At 61.2% G+C, this 22,246-nt stretch carries 18 protein-coding genes; 13 read left to right on the plus strand and 5 right to left on the minus strand.

Features of this window, described 5'->3' with window-relative positions:
* Positions 1-117 precede the first annotated feature (117 nt).
* The 7 genes from ORL50_RS21475 to ORL50_RS21505 all read left to right on the plus strand — a co-directional run bounded on the left by ORL50_RS21475 (position 118) and on the right by ORL50_RS21505 (position 8,133).
* Complete coding sequence (locus tag ORL50_RS21475; protein WP_266017853.1) at positions 118-1,047, plus strand: amidohydrolase family protein; 930 nt, start codon at positions 118-120, stop codon at positions 1,045-1,047.
* Positions 1,048-1,051: 4 nt separating this feature from the next.
* Entirely contained in the window at positions 1,052-1,957 is a 906-nt protein-coding gene (locus tag ORL50_RS21480) for an amidohydrolase family protein (RefSeq protein WP_053158646.1), read from the plus strand.
* Positions 1,958-2,116: 159 nt separating this feature from the next.
* Positions 2,117-3,502: a UbiD family decarboxylase gene (locus ORL50_RS21485; RefSeq protein ID WP_266017856.1), complete on the plus strand. Its 1,386-nt coding sequence runs from the start codon at positions 2,117-2,119 to the stop codon at positions 3,500-3,502.
* Positions 3,499-4,137, plus strand: coding sequence for a UbiX family flavin prenyltransferase (locus ORL50_RS21490; protein WP_266017858.1), 639 nt, complete (start codon positions 3,499-3,501; stop codon positions 4,135-4,137). The genes ORL50_RS21485 and ORL50_RS21490 overlap by 4 nt, the downstream gene beginning before the upstream one ends.
* Before the next feature lie 73 nt (positions 4,138-4,210).
* A complete protein-coding gene (locus tag ORL50_RS21495; protein WP_266017860.1) occupies positions 4,211-5,248 on the plus strand; it encodes a CobW family GTP-binding protein in 1,038 nt (345 codons plus the stop codon).
* A 128-nt stretch (positions 5,249-5,376) separates the two neighbouring features.
* The gene (locus ORL50_RS21500) at positions 5,377-6,732 is read left to right on the plus strand and encodes a nucleobase:cation symporter-2 family protein (RefSeq protein ID WP_266017862.1); all 1,356 of its coding nucleotides are present in this window, start codon (positions 5,377-5,379) and stop codon (positions 6,730-6,732) included.
* 12 nt (positions 6,733-6,744) lie between these two features.
* Entirely contained in the window at positions 6,745-8,133 is a 1,389-nt protein-coding gene (locus tag ORL50_RS21505) for an amidohydrolase family protein (RefSeq protein WP_266017863.1), read from the plus strand.
* A gap of 226 nt (positions 8,134-8,359) precedes the next feature.
* On the opposite strand, the gene ORL50_RS21510 is transcribed toward ORL50_RS21505, so the two are convergent.
* Together ORL50_RS21510 and ORL50_RS21515 are read right to left on the minus strand one after the other, a co-directional pair.
* Positions 8,360-9,643 carry a Zn-dependent hydrolase gene (locus ORL50_RS21510; protein ID WP_266017865.1) on the minus strand — a complete coding sequence of 428 codons (1,284 nt, stop codon included), beginning with the start codon at positions 9,641-9,643 and terminating at the stop codon, positions 8,360-8,362.
* 120 nt (positions 9,644-9,763) lie between these two features.
* Positions 9,764-11,248 (minus strand): NCS1 family nucleobase:cation symporter-1, encoded by a 1,485-nt coding sequence (locus tag ORL50_RS21515; RefSeq protein WP_266017866.1) that lies wholly within the window; start codon positions 11,246-11,248, stop codon positions 9,764-9,766.
* A 549-nt stretch (positions 11,249-11,797) separates the two neighbouring features.
* Between ORL50_RS21515 and hydA the strand changes: the two genes are divergently transcribed.
* The 4 genes from hydA (at position 11,798) to ORL50_RS21535 (ending at position 17,257) form a co-directional block, all read left to right on the plus strand.
* Positions 11,798-13,237 carry a dihydropyrimidinase gene (hydA, locus tag ORL50_RS21520; RefSeq protein WP_266017867.1) on the plus strand — a complete coding sequence of 480 codons (1,440 nt, stop codon included), beginning with the start codon at positions 11,798-11,800 and terminating at the stop codon, positions 13,235-13,237.
* A 161-nt stretch (positions 13,238-13,398) separates the two neighbouring features.
* Positions 13,399-14,766, plus strand: a complete 1,368-nt coding sequence (locus ORL50_RS21525) for an NAD(P)-dependent oxidoreductase (RefSeq protein WP_266017868.1) — start codon at positions 13,399-13,401, stop codon at positions 14,764-14,766.
* Positions 14,767-16,041: an NAD-dependent dihydropyrimidine dehydrogenase subunit PreA gene (gene preA, locus ORL50_RS21530; RefSeq protein ID WP_266017869.1), complete on the plus strand. Its 1,275-nt coding sequence runs from the start codon at positions 14,767-14,769 to the stop codon at positions 16,039-16,041.
* Between the two features lie 202 nt (positions 16,042-16,243).
* Positions 16,244-17,257 (plus strand): RHS repeat-associated core domain-containing protein, encoded by a 1,014-nt coding sequence (locus ORL50_RS21535; protein ID WP_266017870.1) that lies wholly within the window; start codon positions 16,244-16,246, stop codon positions 17,255-17,257.
* 58 nt (positions 17,258-17,315) lie between these two features.
* Here the strand turns inward: ORL50_RS21535 and ORL50_RS21540 are convergent, their stop codons facing one another.
* Entirely contained in the window at positions 17,316-17,936 is a 621-nt protein-coding gene (locus ORL50_RS21540; RefSeq protein WP_122839627.1) for a TetR/AcrR family transcriptional regulator, read from the minus strand.
* A gap of 141 nt (positions 17,937-18,077) precedes the next feature.
* Here ORL50_RS21540 and copC point away from each other — a divergent pair, with 141 nt between their 5' ends.
* Positions 18,078-18,443 (plus strand): copper homeostasis periplasmic binding protein CopC, encoded by a 366-nt coding sequence (gene copC / locus ORL50_RS21545; protein ID WP_266017871.1) that lies wholly within the window; start codon positions 18,078-18,080, stop codon positions 18,441-18,443.
* Positions 18,444-18,446: 3 nt separating this feature from the next.
* Positions 18,447-19,307, plus strand: a complete 861-nt coding sequence (gene copD / locus ORL50_RS21550) for a copper homeostasis membrane protein CopD (protein WP_266017872.1) — start codon at positions 18,447-18,449, stop codon at positions 19,305-19,307.
* A gap of 121 nt (positions 19,308-19,428) precedes the next feature.
* Here the strand turns inward: copD and ORL50_RS21555 are convergent, their stop codons facing one another.
* Both ORL50_RS21555 and ORL50_RS21560 read right to left on the minus strand, forming a co-directional pair.
* On the minus strand, positions 19,429-20,574 hold the full coding sequence (locus ORL50_RS21555; protein WP_266017873.1) for an HlyD family secretion protein: 1,146 nt from the start codon (positions 20,572-20,574) through the stop codon (positions 19,429-19,431).
* Entirely contained in the window at positions 20,571-22,226 is a 1,656-nt protein-coding gene (locus ORL50_RS21560; RefSeq protein ID WP_266017874.1) for an MFS transporter, read from the minus strand. The genes ORL50_RS21555 and ORL50_RS21560 overlap by 4 nt, the downstream gene beginning before the upstream one ends.
* Positions 22,227-22,246: the final 20 nt, after the last annotated feature.

The raw sequence follows: 22,246 nt of genomic DNA on the forward strand, positions 1-22,246 counted from the left end.
CGGATGCGACCAGGCGAGGGAATGCGCAGTTGTCTGCGCATAGAAATGGCCGATTGCCCGGACGTGGCTGCTAGCGAACCGCAAGGTTCCCTTTCCGCTATCAGGAGATCGACTTCAATGATCATCGATATCAGTTGCTATCCCACCGACCTGGTGGACCTCGCCTGGAGGCATGACGGTGACCCGTTCACCGGCGAGCGTCTGCTGGAGATGATGGATGGCCCGTACATGGTCAACGGCAAACCTCGCCGCATCGACAAAGCCTTCATCCAGCCACCGCAGGGCAACACCATCTACACCTGGACCGACGGCGACCTGACGGGCCGCGAGTCCATCGACGCCTATATGGCCTACACCCTGAAAATGGTGCAGACCTACCCCGACCGCTTCATCGGTTGCTTCGTCTACAACCCGCGCTGCGGCGTGCAGAACGGCGTCGAGGCAATCGAGCGCTACGTCAAGGAACACGGGTTCAAGATGGTGCAGATGCAGGCCAACATGCACGCCTACCGTCCTGATCGCGCCCTGGATTGGGTGCGCCCATGCTTCGAGAAGTGCGCCGAGCTCGGCATCCCGGTCAAGCTGCACACCGGCGACGGCCCCTACAGCATCCCGTCGGAATGGGTGCCGATGATCAAGGAGTTCCCCAACGTCGATTTCATCATGGCGCACTTTGGTGTGCAGACCGGCGGCGTCTACGTATTCGAACCGATGCAATGGGCGATGGAACTGCCCAACGTCTATTGCGAATCGGGCTGGTGCCTGCAATCGCGGATCGTCGAATTCGCCAAGGTTTTGCCGACCCACAAGATCCTCTTCGGCACCGATACGCCCCCCAACGAGCCGGGCATGTGGCTGCGCCTGCTGGAGGTGCTGTGCCATGAGCCGCCGCAGGGCCTGAACCTCGACGAGGACACCCTCGAAGACTACCTGGGCAACAACACCGCGCGGATGATCGGCCTTGAGCCTAGCCCGCCGCCGCGTTCCGTGTCCGAAGCGCAGGCGCAACTCAAGCGCCCAGTCACCACCCAACTGGCCAGGAGCTGAATCGATGATCATCGACACCCATCTGCACCCCACCAACCTGGTCGACGAGGCCTGGCGCCACACCGGCGAACCGTTCACCGGCGAGCGCATGCTCAAGCTGATGGACGGCCCCTACATGATCAACGGCAAACCGCGCCGGATCGACATGGGTTTCATCCAGCCGCCACCGGGCAACACCGGCTATCGCGACGGTAACCGCCGGGGCCGCGAAGGCGTGCGCGACTACATGTCGTACGTTGCCGAACTGTGTGTGAAGTATCCGGATCGCTTCATCGGCAACTTCAACTTCAACCCGCGCTGGGGACCGGAAAACGGCGCGGCGGAGCTGGAATTCCACATCAAGGAATACGGTTTCAAGATGCTCAAGCTGCACGCCAACATGCACGGGTATCGCCCCGACCGCGCGCTGGACTGGTTGCGCCCGGCGATGAAGGTCTGCGCCAAGTACAACATCGTGGTGCTGATCCACACCGGGGACGGCCCGTACACCATTCCGACGATGTTCTACCCAATCATCCGTGAGTTCCCGATGGTCAACTTCATCATCGGTCACTTCGGCATCCAGACCGGCGGCAACTATTCGTTCGAAGCCTTCTGGATGGCGATGGATACGCCGAACGTGTATTGCGAATCCGGCTGGTGCTTCCAGTCGCGGATCGTCGAATTTGCCAAGGACCTGCCACGCAACAAGATCGTCTTCGGCACCGACTCACCGCCGAACGAGCCGGGTATGTGGCTGCGCGAACTGGAAGTGCTGTGCTCGCCTGCGCCGCAAGGCCTGGGCATCGATGAGGATCACCTCGAGGATTATCTGGGCAACAACATCGCCCGGCTGTGCGGGATCGAACCGACGCCGCCACCCAAGGACCTTATCGAGGCGGACATTCGCCTGACCACTACCTACCTGTAAGCAGACACGCGCCCGCTCCCACAGGGGACAGTGTCAAGACGCAACACAGCGACTTTACAGGCGCGAAGATGACCGGCACTTGATCGATCGGCAGGCCAACAGCCAATTGATCACCCGCCGCCTTCAACACTGCGCGCCTGCTTTTTACGAGGTGAAACCATGACCGTTTCGACGCTTGGCGATACCCAGGACTTTCACGTATTCATCGACGCCTATCGCCGGCAGTATCCGGACGATGTGCTGACCATTGGCGATTCCCTCAGCGCTGACCAGGACGTCACCGCCCTGGTCGACACCCTCGCTGCCCAAGGTCGCGACCCCTTGTTGATCTGCGAACAGGTCGGCCACCTCGGCGTACCGGTAGCCACCAATCTGTTCGCTTCCCGCACCCGCATCGCCCGGATCTTCGGCGTCACCCCGGCGCAACTGCACGAGACTTTCCAAAAGCGCGCCAACCAGCCCATCGCCCCGCGCTATGTCGAAACCGGTCCGATACTGGACGAAATCTTCGAAGGCGAAGCCGTGGACCTGGCGTTGCTGCCAATGCTCAAGCACTTCGACAGCGACCGCGGCCCCTACATTACCAACGCGATCATCATTGCCGAGGACCCGGTGACCGGCATCGCCAACATGAGCTATCACCGCTCCATGCGCCATGCTCGCCAGACCCTCGCCACCAGCCTGCATTCGCGTGGTCACCTGTGGCGCATGCTGCAAACCGCCAGGGAGCGCGGGGAAGAATTGCGCGTGGCCATGGTCGTCGGCGCCCATCCGCTGTTCATGCTCGCCGCTGCCGCGCGATTACCCTTTGGCAGTGACGAGCGTGCAGTTGCAGGCGGCTTGTTCGGCGCACCCCTGGAACTGGTCAAGACACCGCGCTACGGCATCGGCGTGCCGGCTTTCGCCGAATTTGTGCTTGAAGGCGCAATCGACCCAGCGGCGTATGCCGAAGAAGGTCCGTTCGGCGAGTTCAGCGGCTATTCCTCGGATCGTTCGACCAACAACGTGCTGCGCGTCGACACCCTGATGCGCCGCAAAGACGCCTGGCTGGTGGATGTGGTCGGTGGACGTTATGCCGAGCACCTGACCTTGGCACGCCTGCCGCGGGAAGCGGAAATGAGTGAAAAGCTCAAGGCGCGTTTTCCCGCTGTGACCGCCGTGCACTACCCCAACTCCGGCACGCATTTTCATTGCTACGTGGCCCTGGACCAGAGCCGTGACGGCGAGGCCCGGCAAATCATGCTGGCGCTGCTGGGCTGGGACCCTTACCTGAAATCGGTGATCGCGGTGGACAGTGACATCGACATCAGTGATGACAGCCAGGTGCTCTGGGCATTGGCCACGCACTTCCAGCCGCATCAGGACATCTTCGTGATCGACGGCCTGCCCGGCAGTCCCCTGGACCCTTCGTCCTCGGTCAACGGCACCACTTCGCGCATGGGCCTGGATGCCACTCGCGGCGCGGGGTTCGACGGCATCAAGGCGCAACTCGACCAGGCTGTCCTGGAGCGCGCGCGCAACCTGTTGCAGGGCTACCGGTCATGAACCGCCGGCGCCTGGTGGTCGGTATCAGTGGCGCGTCGGGGTTTATCTACGGCGTGCGCCTCCTGGAGTTGCTGGCCAGGCTCGACATCGAAACGCACCTGATCATCAGCCGGGCGGCCTTGCTGACGATGGCCCATGAAACCGACTACAAACTGGCAGACGTCACTGCCCTGGCCAGTCACTACCACCGCGCCGACGACGTCGCGGCGGGCATCGCCAGTGGCTCGTTCCGTTGCCTGGGCATGGTGGTGGCGCCCTGTTCCATGCGCACCCTGGCAGAGATCGCCACAGGCACTTCGGCAGGGCTGATCGGCCGCGCCGCCGATGTGACCTTGAAGGAGCGCCGCACCCTGGTGCTGATGGCCCGGGAAACGCCCCTGACCCTGGCGCACCTGCGCAACATGACTGCCGTCACCGAGATGGGCGGGATCATCGCCCCGCCCGTCCCGGCGTTTTACGCCCGCCCGCAAAACCTCGCGCAAATGGTCGATCACAGCCTCGGCCGAGTCCTCGACCTGTTCGGCCTGGACGCCGGGACTGCGTTGCGCTGGGGCGAGACCTCACCCAAACCTGACCCCTGTAGGAGCGAGCCTGCTCGCGATGAGGCCATCACCGCCAGCATAGGTGTCGGCTGATCAACCGCCATCGCGAGCAGGCTCACTCCTACAGGGGAAAGTATCCGACCCATTGGTTCCAAAGGAGCATCACATGAACAGCCCATTCAACGCCCCAACCCCCAACACCAAAATTCCGGTGACCATCCTTACCGGCTTCCTCGGCGCAGGCAAAACCACTCTGCTGAACTACATCCTCAAGGAAAACCACGGGCGCAAAATCGCCGTGATCGAGAACGAATTCGGTGAGGTCGGGATCGACGGTGACCTGGTCCTCAGTTCCGAAACCGAGGAGATCTACGAGATGGTCAACGGTTGTGTGTGCTGCACGGCCGAGGTCCGCGAGGACCTGGTGCGCATCGTTCGCGAACTGGTGGCGCGCCCGGTGCGGCTGGACCACATCCTGATCGAGACCAGTGGCCTGGCCGATCCGTACCCGGTGGCGCAGAGCTTTTTCATCAACGATCCGATCGCCAATGAAGTGGAACTCGATGCCATCGTGACCATGGTCGACGCCAAGCACATCGCCCAGCATCTGGAAGACCTGCAACTCGACGGAGTCGACAACCAGGCGGTGGACCAAATCGTCTGCGCCGACCGGATCGTGATCAACAAGGTGGACCTGGTGAGCAGCGCCGAAGTGGCCGCATTGAGCGAAAAGATCCGTGGCTTGAACGCGACAGCGGATCTGGTGACCTCCAGCTACGCCGAAATCGACCTGACAAAAATCCTCGGCATCGGCGCTTTCGAGTCCACGCAAAAGCTCATGGAAATCGGTGCCGAACATGACCATCACGCCGATGACCATGATCACGACCTGGATCACGCCCACGACCCCAGTGTCTCGTCGGTGGGCATAGCCGTGGACGGCGCGGTGAACCTCGGCGCATTCCACCGCTGGATCAGCGAACTGCGCAGCGCACAGGCAGACAACCTGTACCGCATGAAGGGTGTGCTGGCGGTGCAGGACCAGGATCAGCGCTACGTGCTGCAGGGCGTACACAGCCTGGTGGAATTTCGCGCATCGACCTTGTGGGGCACCGAACCGCGCTCCAGCAAGATCGTGTTCATCGGCCGCGACCTGGACCGCGCGGCGCTGAACCAGGGCTTTGCCGCCTGCCTGGCAGGCTGAAACAACGGCATCGGAGCCGGTGGATGGCGGCTCCGGGCACATAGATGCCAGCCAGGGCGAGTTCCCTGTATCTGGCATCAACACGAATACCCCTCTCTACAGCATAAAAACAGCAAGAGGTGATTCCCATGTCGTCAGCCACTCCCCATTCAACCATCCACCCGGTCGACCAGGTTCTGCCAGTCCGGCAAATGCTCACCCTCGGCCTGCAACACATGGCCGTCTCGTACATCGGCGCCATCGCCGTGCCGTTGATTGTCGCCAGCGCCCTGAAAATGTCCCAGGCCGACACCGTGGTGCTGATCAGCACCACCTTGTTCTGCTCAGGCATCGCCACGCTGTTGCAAACCGTGGGCTTCTGGAAGTTCGGCGTACGCCTGCCGATTTTGCAAGGCGTGGCTTTCAGCAGCGTCGGCCCGGTGATCGCTATTGGCAGCAACCCGCAAGTGGCGTTTGCCGGAGTCTGTGGAGCGGTGATCGGCGCGGGAATTTTCACTATGCTGGTCGCGCCCTTCGTCGGCCGATTGCGGCGCTACTTTCCCCCGGTGGTTACCGGCTGCATCGTCACCGTGATTGGCCTGCAATTGTTCCCGATTGCCTACGAGTGGGTCGGTGGCGGGCGGCATGCCAGCGACTTCGGCGCGCCGGCGTACCTGGCGGTGGCTGCCGTGGTGTTGCTGACCATCCTGCTGGTCAACCGCTACGGCAGCCCGATGCTGCGCAACATGGCGGTGCTGGTGGGCATGCTGGTGGGCGCGGGCCTGGCCTACGGCCTCGGCATGGGCAGTTTCAGCAGCGTCGGTGAGTCGCCCTGGCTCACCGTGCCCTACCCGTTCTACTTTGGCCTGCCGACCTTCAGCCTGATCCCGATTGCGACCATGGTGGTGGTGATGATCGTGCAGATGGTCGAGTCCATGGGGCTGTTTGTCGCGATTGGCGACATCGTCGACAAACCCGTGGAAGACAAACAGGTGATCAACGGCCTGCGCGCCAACGGCCTGGCGAGCACCATCGCCGGCATGTTCGCCGCCTTTCCGTTCATTGCCTTCATGGAAAACGTCGGCCTGGTGATCCTCACTGGCGTGCGCAGTCGCTGGGTGGTGGCGGTCAGTGGGCTGCTCATGTGCAGCGTCGCCCTGGTGCCCAAAGCCGGCGCGATCATCGCCTCGATGCCGACTGCAGCCCTGGGTGGTGCCGGCATCGCGATGTTCGGCGTGGTCGCGGCGGCCGGCATTCAGACCCTGGCCAAGGTCGACTACGAGCGCAATCGCTACAACGTGCTGATCGTCGGTTTCACCATCGCCGCCGCCCTGGTGCCGGTGCTGGCCCCGGCGCTGTTCAAGCAATTGCCCGAGTGGAGCCAGCCGTTCCTGCACAGCAGCGTCGTGATCGCCTGCCTGGTGTCGGTGCTGCTCAACGCAGCACTCAACGGCGTCAGCGCGCCTGACAGCGCCGCCAGCAAATCAGCCTCCCACAGCCTCTGACCGGAGAAGTCCATGACTCAACTTCAAAACATCCTGATCAAGAACCCGCTGGCGGTGATGACCGGCCTGCGCGGCGCACGCGCCCGGGCTGGCAGCGTCGACATCCGCGTGGTCAACGGGCGCATCGCCGAAATGGCCGCGGGCCTGCAGGCGCAGCCTGGAGAACGGGTGATCGATGCCCGCAACAGCCTGGTGTACCCAGGCTGGATCAACACTCACCACCACCTGTTCCAGAACCTGCTGAAAGCCGTCCCCGAGGGCTTGAACCAGGACTTGCAAGGCTGGCTCGCCAGCGTGCCCTACCCGCGTCTCAACCGTTTCACCCCGCAACTGTCACGCATCGCCGCGCGGCTGGGCATGGCTGAGTTGCTACTGTCGGGGGTGACGACCTGCGCCGACCACCACTACCTGTATCACGCCCATGGCAGCACCGAGACCGGCGACCTGCTGTTCGACATGGCCGACGAATTCGGCCTGCGCTTCGTGCTCTGCCGAGGGGGAGCCCTGGAGTCGGCAAGTGCGCACCCGGGGTTCTCGAAAACCGCACTGCAGCCAGAGTCGCTGGAGCAAATGGTCGGTGATATCGAGCGCTTGAAATCGCGTTATCACCAGGACATTCCGGACGCCATGCGCCGGGTCGTGGTAGCGCCGACCACGCCGACGTTTTCCCTGCCGCCGACCCTGTTGCGTGAGCTGGCGCACACGGCTCGTGGCCTTGGCCTGCGCCTGCACACGCACCTGTCGGAGACGCAGAACTACGTGAATTTCTGCCGCGAGAAATACAATTGCCTGCCGGTGGAATTCGTCGCCGAACACGAGTGGCTCGGCCCGGATGTGTGGTTCGCCCATGCGGTCCACCTGCAACCTGGCGAAATTCGCATGCTCGCGCAGACCGGCACCGGCATTTCCCATTGCCCGGTGAGCAACGCGCGCCTGGGCAGCGGTATTGCGCCAGTGCCACAGATGGTCGAGGCCGGCGTACCGATTTCGCTCGGCGTGGATGGAGTGGCGTCGAACGAGTCCGGGAGCATGGTCGGTGAAGCGAATACCGCGTGGCTGATTCACCGGGCCGAACAAGGCGCATCGGCTACCACCGCCGAAGATGTGATCCACTGGGGTACTGCGGGCGGCGCTCAGGTGCTGGGGCTCGGCGCAGTCGGCACGCTGGAGGTTGGACAGGCCGCAGACCTGGTGATCTACGGCCTCGATCACCCGCGCTTCTTCGGTTTCCACGACCTTGCAGTGGCGCCGGTAGTCGCGGGCGAACCGATTGCCGTGCGCTACAGCCTGGTGGGTGGCCGGGTGGTGGTCGACGACGGAGTGATCCCGGGGCTGGACCTGGAGCGCATGCGGGCCGAAGCCTGGGAAGGCGTGCAGCAATTGATGCACATCGACGACTGACCACCAACCCCGTAGGAGCTGCCGCAGGCTGCGATCTTTTGCTCCTGATTTTGGCAATCTTCAAGGCTGCCAAAAGATCGCAGGCTTCGCCAGCTCCTACAGATTGCGCGGGTGTTCGCAGAATTGCGCGACCCCACAAATCCGTAGGAGCCTGCTTGCTGGCGATTGCGGTGGTCAATTGAATGCCGTCATCGCTGGCAAGCCAGGCTCCTACAAGGGGTCAACTTCAAGCCGCCAGTTGCCCGCGAGCAATTGCCGCCGAAGCCGCCAACATCGCCCGCAACAACACCGCACACCCCGCCGCCAAATCATCCGGTGCAGCGTTTTCGATTTCGTTGTGGCTGATCCCGCCTTCGCATGGCACAAAAATCATCCCCGCCGGCCCCAGTTCCGCCAGAAAGATCGCGTCATGCCCGGCGCCACTGACAATATCCATGTGCGACAGGCCCAGGCCTTGCGCCGCATTGCGCACTGCTTCGACACAGCCCTGCTCGAAATACAGGGGTGGGAAATCGGCGGTGGGCGTCAGCTCATAGCTCAGGCCATGCTTCTGGCATGTGGTTTCGATCACCTGGCGAACTTCGGCAATCATCGAATCGAGGCGCGCCGGTTCCAGATGCCGGAAATCCAGGGTCATGCGCACTTCGCCGGGAATGACATTGCGCGAGCCAGGATAAGCCTGCAGGCAACCGACCGTGCCGCAGGCATGCGGTTGATGACCCAGGGCCGCACTGTTGACCGCGCCGACGATGATGGACGCGCCAACGAGGGCATCCTTGCGCAGGTGCATCGGCGTCGGACCGGCGTGGGCCTCGACTCCGCGTAACTTCAAGTCGAACCACTTTTGCCCCAAGGCGCCCATGACCACGCCGATGGTTTTCCGCTCGTCCTCGAGAATCGGGCCCTGCTCGATGTGCGCTTCAAAGTACGCCCCCACCGCATGGCCGCTGACTTTGCGTGGGCCCGCATAGCCAATGGCATTCAGTGCTTCGCCGACGGTGACACCCTCGGCATCGACCTTGGCCAGGGTTTCTTCCAGGGTGAATTTTTCGGCAAACACCCCGGAGCCCATCATGCACGGGGCGAAGCGCGAGCCTTCTTCGTTGGTCCAGACCACCACTTCCAGCGGCGCCTCGGTTTCCACGCCGAGATCATTGAGCGTGCGCAGCACTTCGACGCCGGCCAGTACACCAAAGCATCCATCGAACTTGCCACCGGTGGGTTGGGTGTCGATGTGGCTACCGGTCATCACGGGTGGCAGGTCCGGATTACGCCCGGGGCGACGGGCAAAGATATTGCCGACGGCGTCGATGCTGACGGTGCAGCCCGCCTCCTCGCACCACTTGACGAAGATGTCCCGGGCCTGACGATCGAGGTCAGTCAGGGCCAGGCGGCAGACGCCGCCCTTGACCGTGGCACCGAGCCTGGCCAGTTCCATGAGCGACTGCCACAGGCGGTCGCGGTTGATGTGCTGATGGGTGGACTGCAGAACGTCTACAGCAGCGTTCATGATGATCTCCTCAGGCAGTTGTTATAGGTTTTTTCAGATAACTCTCAAGTGTGCTGGGGGCCTCATCGCGAGCAGGCTCACCCCCTGTAGGAGTGAGCCTGCTCGCGATGAGGCCGGCACTCACACCGCAGATTTCACGGCAGCCTGGCTAGGCCGCATCACGCACAACCCGTAATAAATAACCCCACCCAATGCCGAACCGGTGAACCAGCCATAACTGTAGAACCAGCTGAACGCGTCACTGCCCAACGACAGCAAGGTCAGCGCCACGGGCACGCCAAACGCGATAAAGCCAAACCAGTTCCACGCCGGATACACGTCATCGCGGTACAGTCCCGCTAGGTCCAGTTGCTGTTTCCTGATCAGGAAATAGTCCACCACCATGATCCCGGCAATCGGCCCCAGCAAGCTCGAATAACCTAGCAGCCAGTTGGAATATACGGTCTCCAGGCTGACGTCGGAGACGATCAACCCGAGCTTCTTCAACAACTCGTGGGCCATCAGCACCAGCCCAACCACACCGGTCAGCAACACCGCTTTGGTGCGGTTGATCACCTTGGGCGCAATGTTCTGGAAATCGTTGGTCGGCGACACGATATTTGCCGCAGTGTTAGTCGACAGAGTCGCGATAATGATCAGCGCCATGGCCAGCGCCACCCAGACCGGACTCTGGATGTGACCGATCAAAGTCACCGGATCGGACACGGTCACTCCCACCAGTTTCACCGAGGCTGCGGTCATCACCACACCCAGCGCGGCGAACAGGAACATGGTCAGTGGCAGGCCGATAATTTGCCCGACTATCTGGTCCTTCTGGCTCCTGGCATAACGACTGAAGTCAGGGATATTCAGGGACAAGGTTGCCCAGAAGCCGACCATGGCGGTCAGCCCGGCGGCGAAGTAGCTGACGACGCTTGCGCCTTCCGGACGCTTGGGCGCAATTGACATCAGCTCGGTCATCGACACGTTGGGCATCGCCCAGACCAGCAGCCCCACACCCACCAGCACCAGCAAGGGCGCCGACAGCGTTTCCAGCCACTTGATCGACTCGGCACCGCGAATCACCACCCACAGGTTGAGCGCCCAGAACACCATGAAGCCGATCACTTCACCGGTACCACCGAGCGACTTCCAGCCCTCGAATACCGAGCCCAGGAACAGGTGAATTGCCAGGCCGCCGAACATGGTCTGGATGCCAAACCAGCCGCAGGCCACCAGGGCGCGGATCAGGCACGGAATGTTAGAGCCGAGGATGCCGAATGAGGAGCGCAGCAACACTGGAAACGGGATGCCGTACTTGGTGCCGGGGAATGCATTGAGCGTCAATGGAATCAGCACGATGATGTTGGCAAACAGAATGGCCAGCAGCGCCTCGCCAACGCTCAAACCGAAGTAGGCAGTGAGCACACCCCCGAGCGTGTAGGTTGGTACGCAGATCGACATGCCGACCCACAATGCCGTGATGTGCCACTTGTTCCAGGTTCGTTCGCGCACCTTGGTCGGTGCCATGTCGTGGTTGTAACGGGGACTGTCGAGGACGTCGCTGCCGGCTTCCAGCTCATACAAGCCGTTGCGCTCGGTCACGTGCGATCTGATCTGTTGCATGGCCGCTCCACTGTTATTTTTGATTTATTGCTCATCAGGGGCTGGCGACATCAATAAACATGCCGGTTGCCCCGCTTGCGCATCGGGCAGATCCATAAAAAGCTTTAACTGTCTGAAACTGATCATTTTTATTTATATCAACGACAAGTCCCCGGTACTCCTGCCCAGCGCTCAGGCCGAATGCAAGGCAAGTTGTCCAAACAGTCAGGACTCAATCTGGTGCATCAAACTTTTTTGCAGCTTTGCGCGTTAACCATAGACGCTTCTCAAGCAGCTGATTTCACATAGGAAATCTCGTCTATTTTGGCAACCTGTCAAGTGCGTCAAAATGGTGAAAGGCTGAACCAAATTGGTGAATGCTCTATTTTTATTATGTTTATCAATGCGTTAGTAACGCTATAAGCTTATAAAAAATAATCTTGCTCATTCCTTTAACTCGGACTAGCTTCTATTCCTGACAGCGTTGACAGGAATACACCTGTTTGCGTCTGGTTCATATAAAACATTTAGAACCGGCACAAGTCGGTCATTGCCTGCGAGGAACTCGGAATGTCTCTGTTGATCCGTGGCGCCACCGTTGTTACCCATGATGAAAGTTATCGCGCCGACGTCTATTGCGCCGACGGCGTGATCAAAGCCATCGGTGAAAAACTGGATATCCCGGCGGGTGCCGAAGTGCTCGACGGCAGTGGCCAATACCTGATGCCGGGTGGTATCGATCCGCACACTCACATGCAGCTGCCCTTCATGGGCACGGTGGCCAGCGAAGATTTTTTCAGCGGCACTGCGGCGGGTCTCGCCGGGGGCACTACCTCAATCATCGACTTCGTGATTCCCAACCCCCAGCAATCGCTGATGGAAGCCTTCCACCAGTGGCGCGGCTGGGCGGAAAAATCGGCCTCGGACTACGGCTTCCATGTCGCCATCACCTGGTGGAGCGAGCAGGTTCGCGAAGAAATGGCCGAGCTGGTCAGCCAGCACGGGGTCAACAGCTTCAAGCACTTCATGGCTTATAAAAACGCGATCATGGCGGCCGACGATACGCTGGTGGCGAGTTTCGAACGCTGCCTGGAACTGGGTGCCGTGCCGACCGTGCATGCTGAAAATGGCGAGCTGGTGTACCACCTGCAACGCAAGCTGATGGCCCAGGGCATCACCGGCCCGGAAGCGCATCCACTGTCGCGGCCTTCCCAAGTGGAAGGCGAAGCAGCCAGCCGGGCGATCCGGATTGCCGAAACCCTCGGCACCCCGCTGTACCTGGTGCATGTCTCGACCAAGGAAGCCCTGGACGAAATCACCTATGCCCGCAGCAAAGGTCAGCAGGTCTACGGCGAGGTCCTGGCCGGGCACTTGCTGCTGGATGACAGCGTCTACCAGCACCCGGACTGGCAGACCGCCGCCGGCTACGTAATGAGCCCGCCCTTCCGTCCACGCGGGCATCAGGAGGCACTGTGGCACGGGCTGCAATCGGGCAACCTGCACACCACCGCCACCGATCATTGCTGCTTCTGCGCCGAGCAGAAAGCCGCCGGTCGTGATGACTTCAGCAAGATCCCCAACGGCACCGCCGGTATCGAAGACCGCATGGCCGTCCTGTGGGATGAAGGGGTCAACACGGGGCGCTTCTCGATGCAGCAGTTCGTGGCCCTTACCTCAACCAACACCGCGAAGATCTTCAACCTCTACCCGCGCAAAGGCGCAATTCGCGTGGGTGCCGATGCCGACCTGGTGCTGTGGGATCCGCACGGTACCCGGACCATTTCGGCAGCAACTCACCACCAGCAGGTCGACTTCAATATTTTCGAAGGCAAGACCGTGCGTGGCGTGCCCAGCCATACCATCAGCCAGGGCCGGGTGGTCTGGGCCGATGGCGACCTGCGAGCTGAGCGCGGTGCCGGGCGGTATGTCGAACGGCCGGCGTATCCGGCGGTGTTTGATCTGTTGAGCAAGCGCGCGGAGATGACCAGGCCGGCTGCAGTGAAGCGCTGAAATCCAGGCATTCGGCCATCGCGGGCAAGCCTTGCTCCCACAGATTGTGAACCCACAAAGTCCCTGTGGGAGCAAGGCTTGCCCGCGATGAGGCCCGCCCAGACACAACAAAATCCACTGCCCACCAGAGGCAGCACCTCAATAACCGTGAGGCCAAAACCGTGATCAAGAGCCTGAACCACCTCCCGCACCCCCATGAGAATGCAGCCACCCTCGCCGGTCATTTCACCGACCTGGCGCCCCCTCTCAGCGACCGCCAGGCGCACCTGGAGGCCTCACGCTGCCTGTATTGCTACGACGCGCCCTGCGTGAATGCCTGCCCAAGCGAAATCGACATCCCCTCGTTCATCCGCAATATCCACGCGGACAACGTGCAAGGCGCCGCCCAGAAAATTCTCTCCGCGAACATTCTCGGTGGTAGCTGTGCGCGGGTCTGCCCCACGGAAATTCTTTGCCAGCAAGCCTGCGTGCGCAACAACGCTCACGAGTGCGCACCCGTGCTGATCGGTCTGCTGCAGCGTTACGCAGTGGACAACGCACACTTCAGTGAGCATCCGTTCGCCCGCGCGGCGGCTACGGGCAAACGCATCGCGGTGGTGGGTGCCGGTCCCGCCGGGCTGTCCTGCGCCCACCGCAGTGCCATGCACGGCCATGACGTGGTGATCTTCGAGGCCCGGGAGAAAGCCGGCGGTCTCAACGAATATGGCATCGCCAAGTACAAACTGGTGGACGACTACGCCCAGCAGGAGCTGGATTTCCTCCTGCAAATCGGCGGCATCGAAATTCGTCACGGGCAAAAACTCGGCGAGAACCTGACCCTCAGCGAGCTGCACCAGCAATTCGACGCGGTGTTCCTCGGCATCGGCCTCAACGCCAGCAAGCAGCTGGGCCTGGCGCACGAAGACGCCCCGGGACTGCTCGCCGCCACCGACTACATCCGTGAATTGCGCCAGGCCGACGACTTGAGCCTATTGCCCCTGGCTGATCGCTGCATCGTCCTCGGCGCCGGCAACACCGCCATCGACATGGCCGTGCAAATGGCCCGCCTTGGAGCCCGCGACGTCAACCTGGTGTACCGCCGTGGCGTGGAAGACATGGGCGCCACCGGCCACGAACAGGATATCGCCAAGGCCAATCAGGTGCGCCTGTTGACCTGGGCACAACCGGAGCAAGTGTTGCTCGATGACCAGGGCAACGTCCGCGGCATGCGTTTCGCTCGCACGGTACTGGTGGAAGGACGCCTGCAAACCACGGGTGAAACCTTCGAGCTGGCGGCCGACGCCATCTTCAAAGCCATCGGCCAGGCCTTTGACGCCAGCGCCCTCGCCGACCCACTGGCGCGGGAATTGAAACGCCAGGGCGATCGGATTCAGGTCGACGAACAGTTGCGCACCAGTATCCCGGGCGTGTACGCGGGCGGCGATTGCACCAGCCTCGACCAGGACCTCACGGTGCAAGCAGTGCAACACGGCAAACTGGCTGCCGAGGCTATCCATACCCAACTCATGCTCAATGTGGAGGCTGCGTAAATGGCCGATCTCTCGATCAACTTCGCCGGCATCAAAGCTCCCAATCCGTTCTGGCTGGCCTCCGCCCCGCCGACTGACAAAGCCTATAACGTGGTCCGCGCGTTCGAGGCCGGCTGGGGTGGCGTGGTCTGGAAAACCCTGGGTGAAGACCCGGCGGCGGTTAACGTGTCGTCGCGGTATTCAGCGCACTTCGGGGCTAACAGGGAGGTCATGGGCTTCAACAATATCGAGCTGATTACCGACCGCTCCCTGGAAATCAATCTGCGGGAAATCACCCAGGTCAAAAAGGACTGGCCGGACCGCGCACTGATCGTCTCGCTGATGGTGCCCTGCGTCGAAGAGTCGTGGAAGTTCATCCTGCCGCTGGTGGAAGCCACCGGTGCCGATGGCATCGAACTCAACTTCGGCTGCCCCCACGGCATGCCCGAACGCGGCATGGGCGCGGCCGTGGGCCAGGTGCCGGAGTATGTGGAACAGGTCACGCGCTGGTGCAAGACCTATTGCTCGCTGCCGGTGATCGTCAAGCTCACGCCGAATATCACCGACATCCGCGTCGCAGCCCGCGCCGCACACCGCGGTGGCGCCGATGCGGTGTCGCTGATCAACACCATCAACTCCATCACCAGCGTCAACCTGGAGCGCATGGTCGCCAACCCCGTGGTCGGCAGCCAGAGCACCCACGGTGGTTACTGCGGTTCAGCGGTCAAGCCGATTGCCTTGAACATGGTTGCCGAAATCGCCCGCGACCCACAGACCCAACGGCTGCCCATTTCCGGCATCGGTGGCATTGGTACATGGCGCGACGCTGCAGAGTTCATCGCCTTGGGTAGCGGCTCGGTTCAAGTGTGCACTGCCGCGATGCTGCATGGCTTCCGCATCGTCGAGGAAATGAAAGACGGCCTGTCGCGCTGGATGGACAGCCAGGGCTACACGAGCATCGCCGATTTCTCGGGGCGTGCGGTGGGCAATACCACCGACTGGAAGTACCTCGACATCAACTATCAAGTCATCGCCAAAATCGACCAGGAGGCCTGCATCGGTTGCGGTCGTTGCCACATCGCCTGCGAAGACACCTCGCACCAGGCGGTGGCCAGCCTCAAGCAGGCGGACGGCACCCACAAGTATCAAGTGATCGACGACGAATGCGTCGGCTGCAACCTGTGCCAGATCACCTGCCCGGTGCAGGATTGCATCGAGATGGTGCCGATCGACAGCGGCAAGCCGTTCCTCGACTGGAACCACGATCCGCGCAATCCGTACCACGTTGCGGTTTGATTTGTAAGATCAACAGATCGCAGCCTCGTTGCACTCGACAGCTCCTACAGGGCGCCCCTGGGTTCGCGTAGGAGCTGCCGAGTGCAACGAGGCTGCGATCTTTCCAGCGCAACACCGATGTAAGGACTATCAGTTCTGCTAGTAGACGAGGAGCAACTAAAATCAGATTCTGAGAGCTCGTCATCTCCAGGGACTACACCACATGCCTTCCTCCTTGAAAATCCTCCAAAGGTACGTCTACGATGCGATAGATCGTCTGTCAGCCACTGGCCTTTCAACTCTCGCCAGCACCCAGCGCTTCTACCAGCGCGACCACCTGGTGACCGAACTGGGCGAGCATTCCCAGCGGACGATTGTTCGCCATGAAGCTCAGCCACTGGCACAGCACGAAGCCGGAGTTGGCTCGAACGAAACCACACTGTTCGCGACGGACGAAGCCCATTCGTTGTTACAAACATCGACGCAAACCAACTCGGAAAAATTCGCCTACACAGCCTACGGCCACCACCCGCTGGAAAGCGGTTTGGGCAGACTGGTGGGATTTAATGGCGAGTGCCCCGACGCAATAACGGGGCACTATCTACTCGGGCTCGGAAAAAGAGCTTTCAACCCGATTTTGATGCGTTTCAACTCTCCGGACGAACTAAGCCCTTTTGGTGAAGGGGGTGTTAATTCATATGCTTATTGCGCAAATGACCCGCTGAATTTCAAAGATCCTACGGCAAATATCAAAGTCCTAGTACACACCTCCCCTTCGCTTAGCGCTCTCGGACAACGTACGCGCAATTTTCGCCCAAAGAAAATCATGGACCCAACCAATCCTTCCGTCGGTAGACTCTCCTCGACCGCAAGCACTTCTGTTGAAACGGCCGCGAAACCACTTGCGCTCCATTTGCCTCCAGCGCAACGCAAGCCACGACCACCAAAACCTGATCGAGTGTCAAGCGTTCGTAAACAACGTAACCATGACCTCGTTCGCGACTACGTCATAAAGTTTGACCGGGATATGGCAGGCGAACCTTTCGAGGCGGACGTCGACTATCCGGCCTACAGAGAACACGTGCAGTTAGTCGAATATTCAAATCAACAAATAATAAATAAACGACCCAAAGAAGAAATCATCAAGGTTAAAGAGGCAATTCTCAAACGTCAGCGTAATTTCAAGGCTGACATTATGAAGGCGATTGAAACGCAGAACGCGACAATACGTGATTAATAAGCGCATACAGCCCCGATCAGGCTTTGACAGCAACGCATAGCCTCATATGAGATATCTACGGCTCCAACCCAATCCCCCGCAGAATCACACTAGTCACCGTCTGCACCGCCCGCTCGAACTGCATATCCGACAACGGCTGATGATCATTCAAGATATTCACCTGATGATCAAAGTCAGCGTAATGCTGGGTCGAAGCCCAGATCATGTACAGCAAACTGGAAGGCTCCACCGGCAGTATGCGTTTGTCCTCCACCCACTGGCGGATTTTCGCTTCTTTCATTTTTGCCCAGTCATACAGACTGGCGTCCAGCGCTTCGCCCAGGGTCGGCGCGCCGTGGATGATTTCGTTGGCCCACACCTTAGAGCCATAGGGTCGGCTGCGTGAGTGCTGCATCTTGGCGCGGATGTAGCTGCTGAGGACCACGCGCGGGTCGTCGAACATCTCGAAGCACAGGGCGTCCTGTTTCCAGACCTCCAGCAGGTCGAACAGCACCGCACTGTAGAGTTCGCTCTTGGTGCTGAAGTAGTAATGCAGGTTGGAGCGCGGCAGTTGCACTTCAGCGGCGATGTCGGCCATGGCGGTGCTGCCGAAGCCTTTTTCGGCAAAGACCTTTTCAGCGCCCAGCAGAATCTTCTCGACGTTACTGCGACGAATCTCGATCTTGTGATTGCCCATGAGGGCTCCCTGGCGACAGCGTTGTCCAAGACTAGCATCCGCTCTACCTCGCGGCGACAGGGGAAAACGAAACTTAGTCGCGGCTCGCCATGGAAGGTAAACTGCCAACCTCTTTCGATCCTGCCCCAGAGGTATTCCATCATGACACTGAAGAAAACCCTGACCACCGTCGCCCTCCTCGGCTCGCTGTTTGCCGCCTCGTCGGTGTTCGCTCACGCCCACCTGAAAAGCCAGACCCCGGCTGCCGACAGCACGGTCAGCGCACCCGCGGAGCTGCGCCTGGTGTTCTCCGAGGGCGTCGAAGCGAGCTTCACCAAAGTGACCCTGAGCAAGGACGGCGCCAACGTGCCGGTGAAAAACCTGGCCACTGAAGGCAGCGACAAGAAGATCCTGGTGGTCACCCCCGCAGCACCTTTGACCGCCGGCGCGTACAAGGTTGAATGGCACGCCGTGTCCGTCGACACCCATAAAAGTGAAGGCGCCTACAGCTTCAAGGTTGGCCAGTAATTCATGACGAGCGCGATGGTGCTGTGCCGCTTTCTGCATTTCACCGTGGTGCTGATGCTGGTCGGGGCCTGGGTGTTCAGGCCCCTGTTACTGGGACGCGCGGCCACTACGCTGGATCAGCCGTTGACGCCGATCAGCCGTTGGCTGGCGGCGCTGGCATTGGTCAGCGGCGTCTGCTGGTTGCTGTTGATTACCGCCAGCATGGCCGGTGACTGGGCCGCAGCGTTTGATGGGCCGACTCTGCGACTGGTCATGGGTAATACGTTTTTTGGCCAGGTGTGGCGCTGGCACCTGCTGCTCAACGGGCTGCTGTTGGTGTTGCTGCTAAGCCCCTGGCATGCCCGCCTGTTGCCGCGACTGGTGCTGGGTGGCTTGCTGCTGGCGACTCTCGCACCCGTTGGCCATGGAGCCATGCTCGATGGCTTGAGCGGCCAGCTGCTGATCCTCAATCAGATCGTGCACCTGGTGTGCGTCGGGATCTGGCTGGGAGGGTTGATGCTGCTGGTGATGGTTTTGCGCCAGCCGCCGGCACATCCAATCGGCGCCATTCTCCAGCGATTCAGCGCAGTGGGTTATGCGCTGGTAGCGGGGTTGGTGTTGACGGGGCTGATCAACGTACGAGTGCTGACCGGACAGCTCTGGCCGACGCCATTATGGTCGGGATTTGCCCTGATTCTGTTGATCAAGGTCGCGCTGGTGCTGGTAATGCTGGGGCTGGCATTGTTCAACCGGTTGCGGATCAAGGATTGCGAGCAGCGGATGGGCGCGTTGAAAACCAGCGTGATCCTGGAGTGGTTGTTGGGCATTGGCGCGGTGGCGGCAGTGTCGTTACTGGGGACCATGCCGCCGATGGTAGCTTCCTGACACTCCCCCTCGGTAGGAGCCTGGCTTGCCAGCGATAGCGTCCGCAAGATCGCCATCGCCGGCAAGCCGGGCTCCTACGGATTTGCGCCCAGCCCAATCCCCGCGTACATCCTACAGTTGATCAATGCGGCTCGGGATCGCCTGGGGCCGCCGTATCGATACTCACCACCACCGACATCCCCGGGCGCAGCCGCTCGCTCTCTGCCTGATCCTCATCCACGGCAATCCGCACCGGCACCCGCTGGGCGATCTTGACGAAGTTGCCGGTGGCGTTATCCGCTTGCAGCAGGGCAAATTCAGAGCCGGTACCCGGTGAAATTCGCTGCACCCGGCCCTTGAATTGGCGATGGTCCAGTGCGTCCACAGTGAACGTCACCGGCTGGCCGACCCGCACGTTGTTCATCTGGGTTTCCTTCATGTTGGCAATCACCCACAGGTGATGCGGCACCAGGGCCATCAGCTGCGCGCCGGAGTTTACATAGGCGCCCAGGCGCACGCCGATCTGGCCCAGCTGGCCGTCCCGGGGCGCGAGGATACGGGTATTGGACAGATCGATACGCGCCAGCTGCACTGCCGCATCGGCACTCGCCACTGCCGCTTCCAGCGAGCCGCGATTGACGATCACCGACTGCAAATCCTGGCGGGCGATTTCCAGATTGGCCTGGGCCTGGGCGACGGCGGCAATGGTCTGTGCGTTCGCCGCGAGGCTCACGTCCAGCTCGCGCTTGGACACCGAGCCATCGCGCACCAGCTCGTTGTTGCGGCGCAGGTCGGCGGCGCTTTTGCGTGCCTGGGCCTGGCTGTCGGCGACTGCCGCCTGGCGCAGCTTGATCGTCGCTTGCGCGCTGTTGCGCTGCTGCACCACGTTGGCCAGGGCAGCTTTTTGCACCGCCAGTTGCGCCAGGGATTGATCCAGGCGCTGTTGGTAGATCCGGTCATCCAGGCGCACCAGCAAGTCGCCGGTCTTGACGAACTGGAAGTCCGAGACCGGCACTTCGTAGACATAACCGCTGAGCTGCGGGCCGATGATGGTCACCTGGCCGCGCACCAAGGCATTTTCCGTGGTCTCGATCGCACTGCTGAACGGCGGCAACTGCCAGGCATACAACACGATCAGCACACCCACCAGGGCGATGGCGGCAAAGCCCATCGATGAAAGCACCCGCACCCGCAGCGAGCGCGGCTCGGTGGCCGGCGTGGACGGTGGCGCGACACCCTCGGGGGTAGCGGCAATGGCGTTGGTGGTCGTCGTGGTCGGTTCGGTCATGAAGAAGTGGCACCGCTGGTGGAGTCGGAAGGCGTTGGATTGACGTTTTTGCTAGTGCTCATCAGCCACAGGGCGCGGATCGAAATCCAGATCATGGTCAGCACCGCGATCACGGCGATCAGCATGAACACGTCGTTGTAAGCCAGCACGTTGGCCTCGCGCGTGGCGGCCGTCGCCAGGCTCCGGATACCCTGAAGATTACGCAGGGCCGGATCGGCGATTACCGAGCCCAGGGCATTGCCGCCACTCTGGACCCGGGCGGCCACCAGGGGATCGGTCAACACCAGGTGTTCGACAATATTGCTGGAATGAAATTTCTCGCGAACGATCTGAAAAGTGCCCAGCAGCGCGGCGCCAATCAGGCCGCCGAGGTTTTGGCAGATCCCGAACAGCACCGAAAAACTCACCAGGTTGCGCGGGTTGGTCAAGACGTTGCGCGTGCCGAGCACCATGGTCGGGCCGAGAAAAAACGTACTGCCGAATGCCAGCAAAAACTGGCTGAAATACAGGTTCTCCGGACGCGTCAGGTTGTTCGAATGACTGTCGATCACCGAGCCTACGGCCATCAGTGCCAGTGACACGATCAAGGGGCTGAACAGGTGTTTGGGGTTGATGGTCAGAGCGCTGGTGACCAGTCCGGCGATGCTGCCGATCATCATCACCACATACAGGCTGTGCAGTTGCTGGCTGCTCATGTTCAGGGTCTGCATGAAACCGACTGCGCCGGTGGACTGCTCCGAGGTCACCATGCGAATCAGCACCACCGCCAGGGCCAGGCGAATCATCACCCCGCTGCCCAGCCAGCGAGTCATCAGCATCGGGTTGCTGCGGTTGTGTTCAATGGCCAGGCCCGCGCATATCAGCGCGATGGATCCGGCCGACGCCACGCCTATCCACCGCGCCTCCAACCACCAGTCGATGCGTCCCAACGACAGCACCGCGCAGAGCAGTGCAACGCCGCTGGCAAGAATGGCGAAGGTCAGGAAATCGAGTTTTTCAAAGGTCTTGAAGCGATCCCCGGGCGGCAACTTGAGCAGGAATACGCAGCCCAGGGACAACAGCGCCATGCCCAGCTCGAACAGATAGAGCCCGCGCCATTCGGCGATCTGCAGCAAGTCTTCGGAAAACAGCCGAGCCAGCGGCAGCGCCAGTTGCGATGTTCCCAGGCCGAGCACCAGCGCCTTCATCCGCCACTTCGCCGGGAACGCCTGGATCATGTAGTACAAACCCAATGAACTGAGCGCCGCCCCTACCATGCCGTGCGCCGCCCTTACCGCGATCGCCGAGTTGAGGTCGTTGACGAACAAGTGGCCGAAGGTTACCAGCGCGTAGAGCACCAGGAACACTTCGGTGAACGCGCGCAAGCCGAACTGCTGACGGAACTTCACCAGCAGCAGGTTCATCGACACATTGGTCATCACGTACGCGGCCGGCAGCCAAGCCATCTCGGCCGTGGTCGCGCCCAGCGCACCCTGCAGATAAGGCAGGTTGGCGATTACCAACGAGTTGCCCAACCCACCGGTCAATGCCACCAGCAAGCCGACCAGCGCGTAAGCCAGGCGCTTGGGCGTGGAGTGCAGCGGCGTGGAAGGCGAACCGGGCAAGCTGGGCCGTTCGTGGGGCTGCCAGTCGCGCGGGGCGTAGTGATCCATTCAGTGGCCTTGTGTGAGGG

Source organism: Pseudomonas sp. RIT-562 (assembly GCF_026241895.1).
GTDB lineage: Bacteria > Pseudomonadota > Gammaproteobacteria > Pseudomonadales > Pseudomonadaceae > Aquipseudomonas > Aquipseudomonas mandelii_F.

Excerpts from the sequence above, each read along its gene's own strand:
- ORL50_RS21535 (WP_266017870.1), top strand. The coding sequence starts at position 16,244 with ATGCCTTCCTCCTTGAAAATCCTCCAAAGGTACGTCTACGATGCGATA.
- preA (WP_266017869.1), top strand. The coding sequence starts at position 14,767 with ATGGCCGATCTCTCGATCAACTTCGCCGGCATCAAAGCTCCCAATCCG.
- copD (WP_266017872.1), top strand. The coding sequence starts at position 18,447 with ATGACGAGCGCGATGGTGCTGTGCCGCTTTCTGCATTTCACCGTGGTG.
- ORL50_RS21485 (WP_266017856.1), top strand. The coding sequence starts at position 2,117 with ATGACCGTTTCGACGCTTGGCGATACCCAGGACTTTCACGTATTCATC.
- ORL50_RS21510 (WP_266017865.1), bottom strand. The coding sequence starts at position 9,643 with ATGAACGCTGCTGTAGACGTTCTGCAGTCCACCCATCAGCACATCAAC.
- ORL50_RS21480 (WP_053158646.1), top strand. The coding sequence starts at position 1,052 with ATGATCATCGACACCCATCTGCACCCCACCAACCTGGTCGACGAGGCC.
- ORL50_RS21500 (WP_266017862.1), top strand. The coding sequence starts at position 5,377 with ATGTCGTCAGCCACTCCCCATTCAACCATCCACCCGGTCGACCAGGTT.
- copC (WP_266017871.1), top strand. The coding sequence starts at position 18,078 with ATGACACTGAAGAAAACCCTGACCACCGTCGCCCTCCTCGGCTCGCTG.
- ORL50_RS21505 (WP_266017863.1), top strand. The coding sequence starts at position 6,745 with ATGACTCAACTTCAAAACATCCTGATCAAGAACCCGCTGGCGGTGATG.
- ORL50_RS21515 (WP_266017866.1), bottom strand. The coding sequence starts at position 11,248 with ATGCAACAGATCAGATCGCACGTGACCGAGCGCAACGGCTTGTATGAG.
- hydA (WP_266017867.1), top strand. The coding sequence starts at position 11,798 with ATGTCTCTGTTGATCCGTGGCGCCACCGTTGTTACCCATGATGAAAGT.
- ORL50_RS21560 (WP_266017874.1), bottom strand. The coding sequence starts at position 22,226 with ATGGATCACTACGCCCCGCGCGACTGGCAGCCCCACGAACGGCCCAGC.
- ORL50_RS21555 (WP_266017873.1), bottom strand. The coding sequence starts at position 20,574 with ATGACCGAACCGACCACGACGACCACCAACGCCATTGCCGCTACCCCC.
- ORL50_RS21540 (WP_122839627.1), bottom strand. The coding sequence starts at position 17,936 with ATGGGCAATCACAAGATCGAGATTCGTCGCAGTAACGTCGAGAAGATT.
- ORL50_RS21490 (WP_266017858.1), top strand. The coding sequence starts at position 3,499 with ATGAACCGCCGGCGCCTGGTGGTCGGTATCAGTGGCGCGTCGGGGTTT.
- ORL50_RS21475 (WP_266017853.1), top strand. The coding sequence starts at position 118 with ATGATCATCGATATCAGTTGCTATCCCACCGACCTGGTGGACCTCGCC.
- ORL50_RS21495 (WP_266017860.1), top strand. The coding sequence starts at position 4,211 with ATGAACAGCCCATTCAACGCCCCAACCCCCAACACCAAAATTCCGGTG.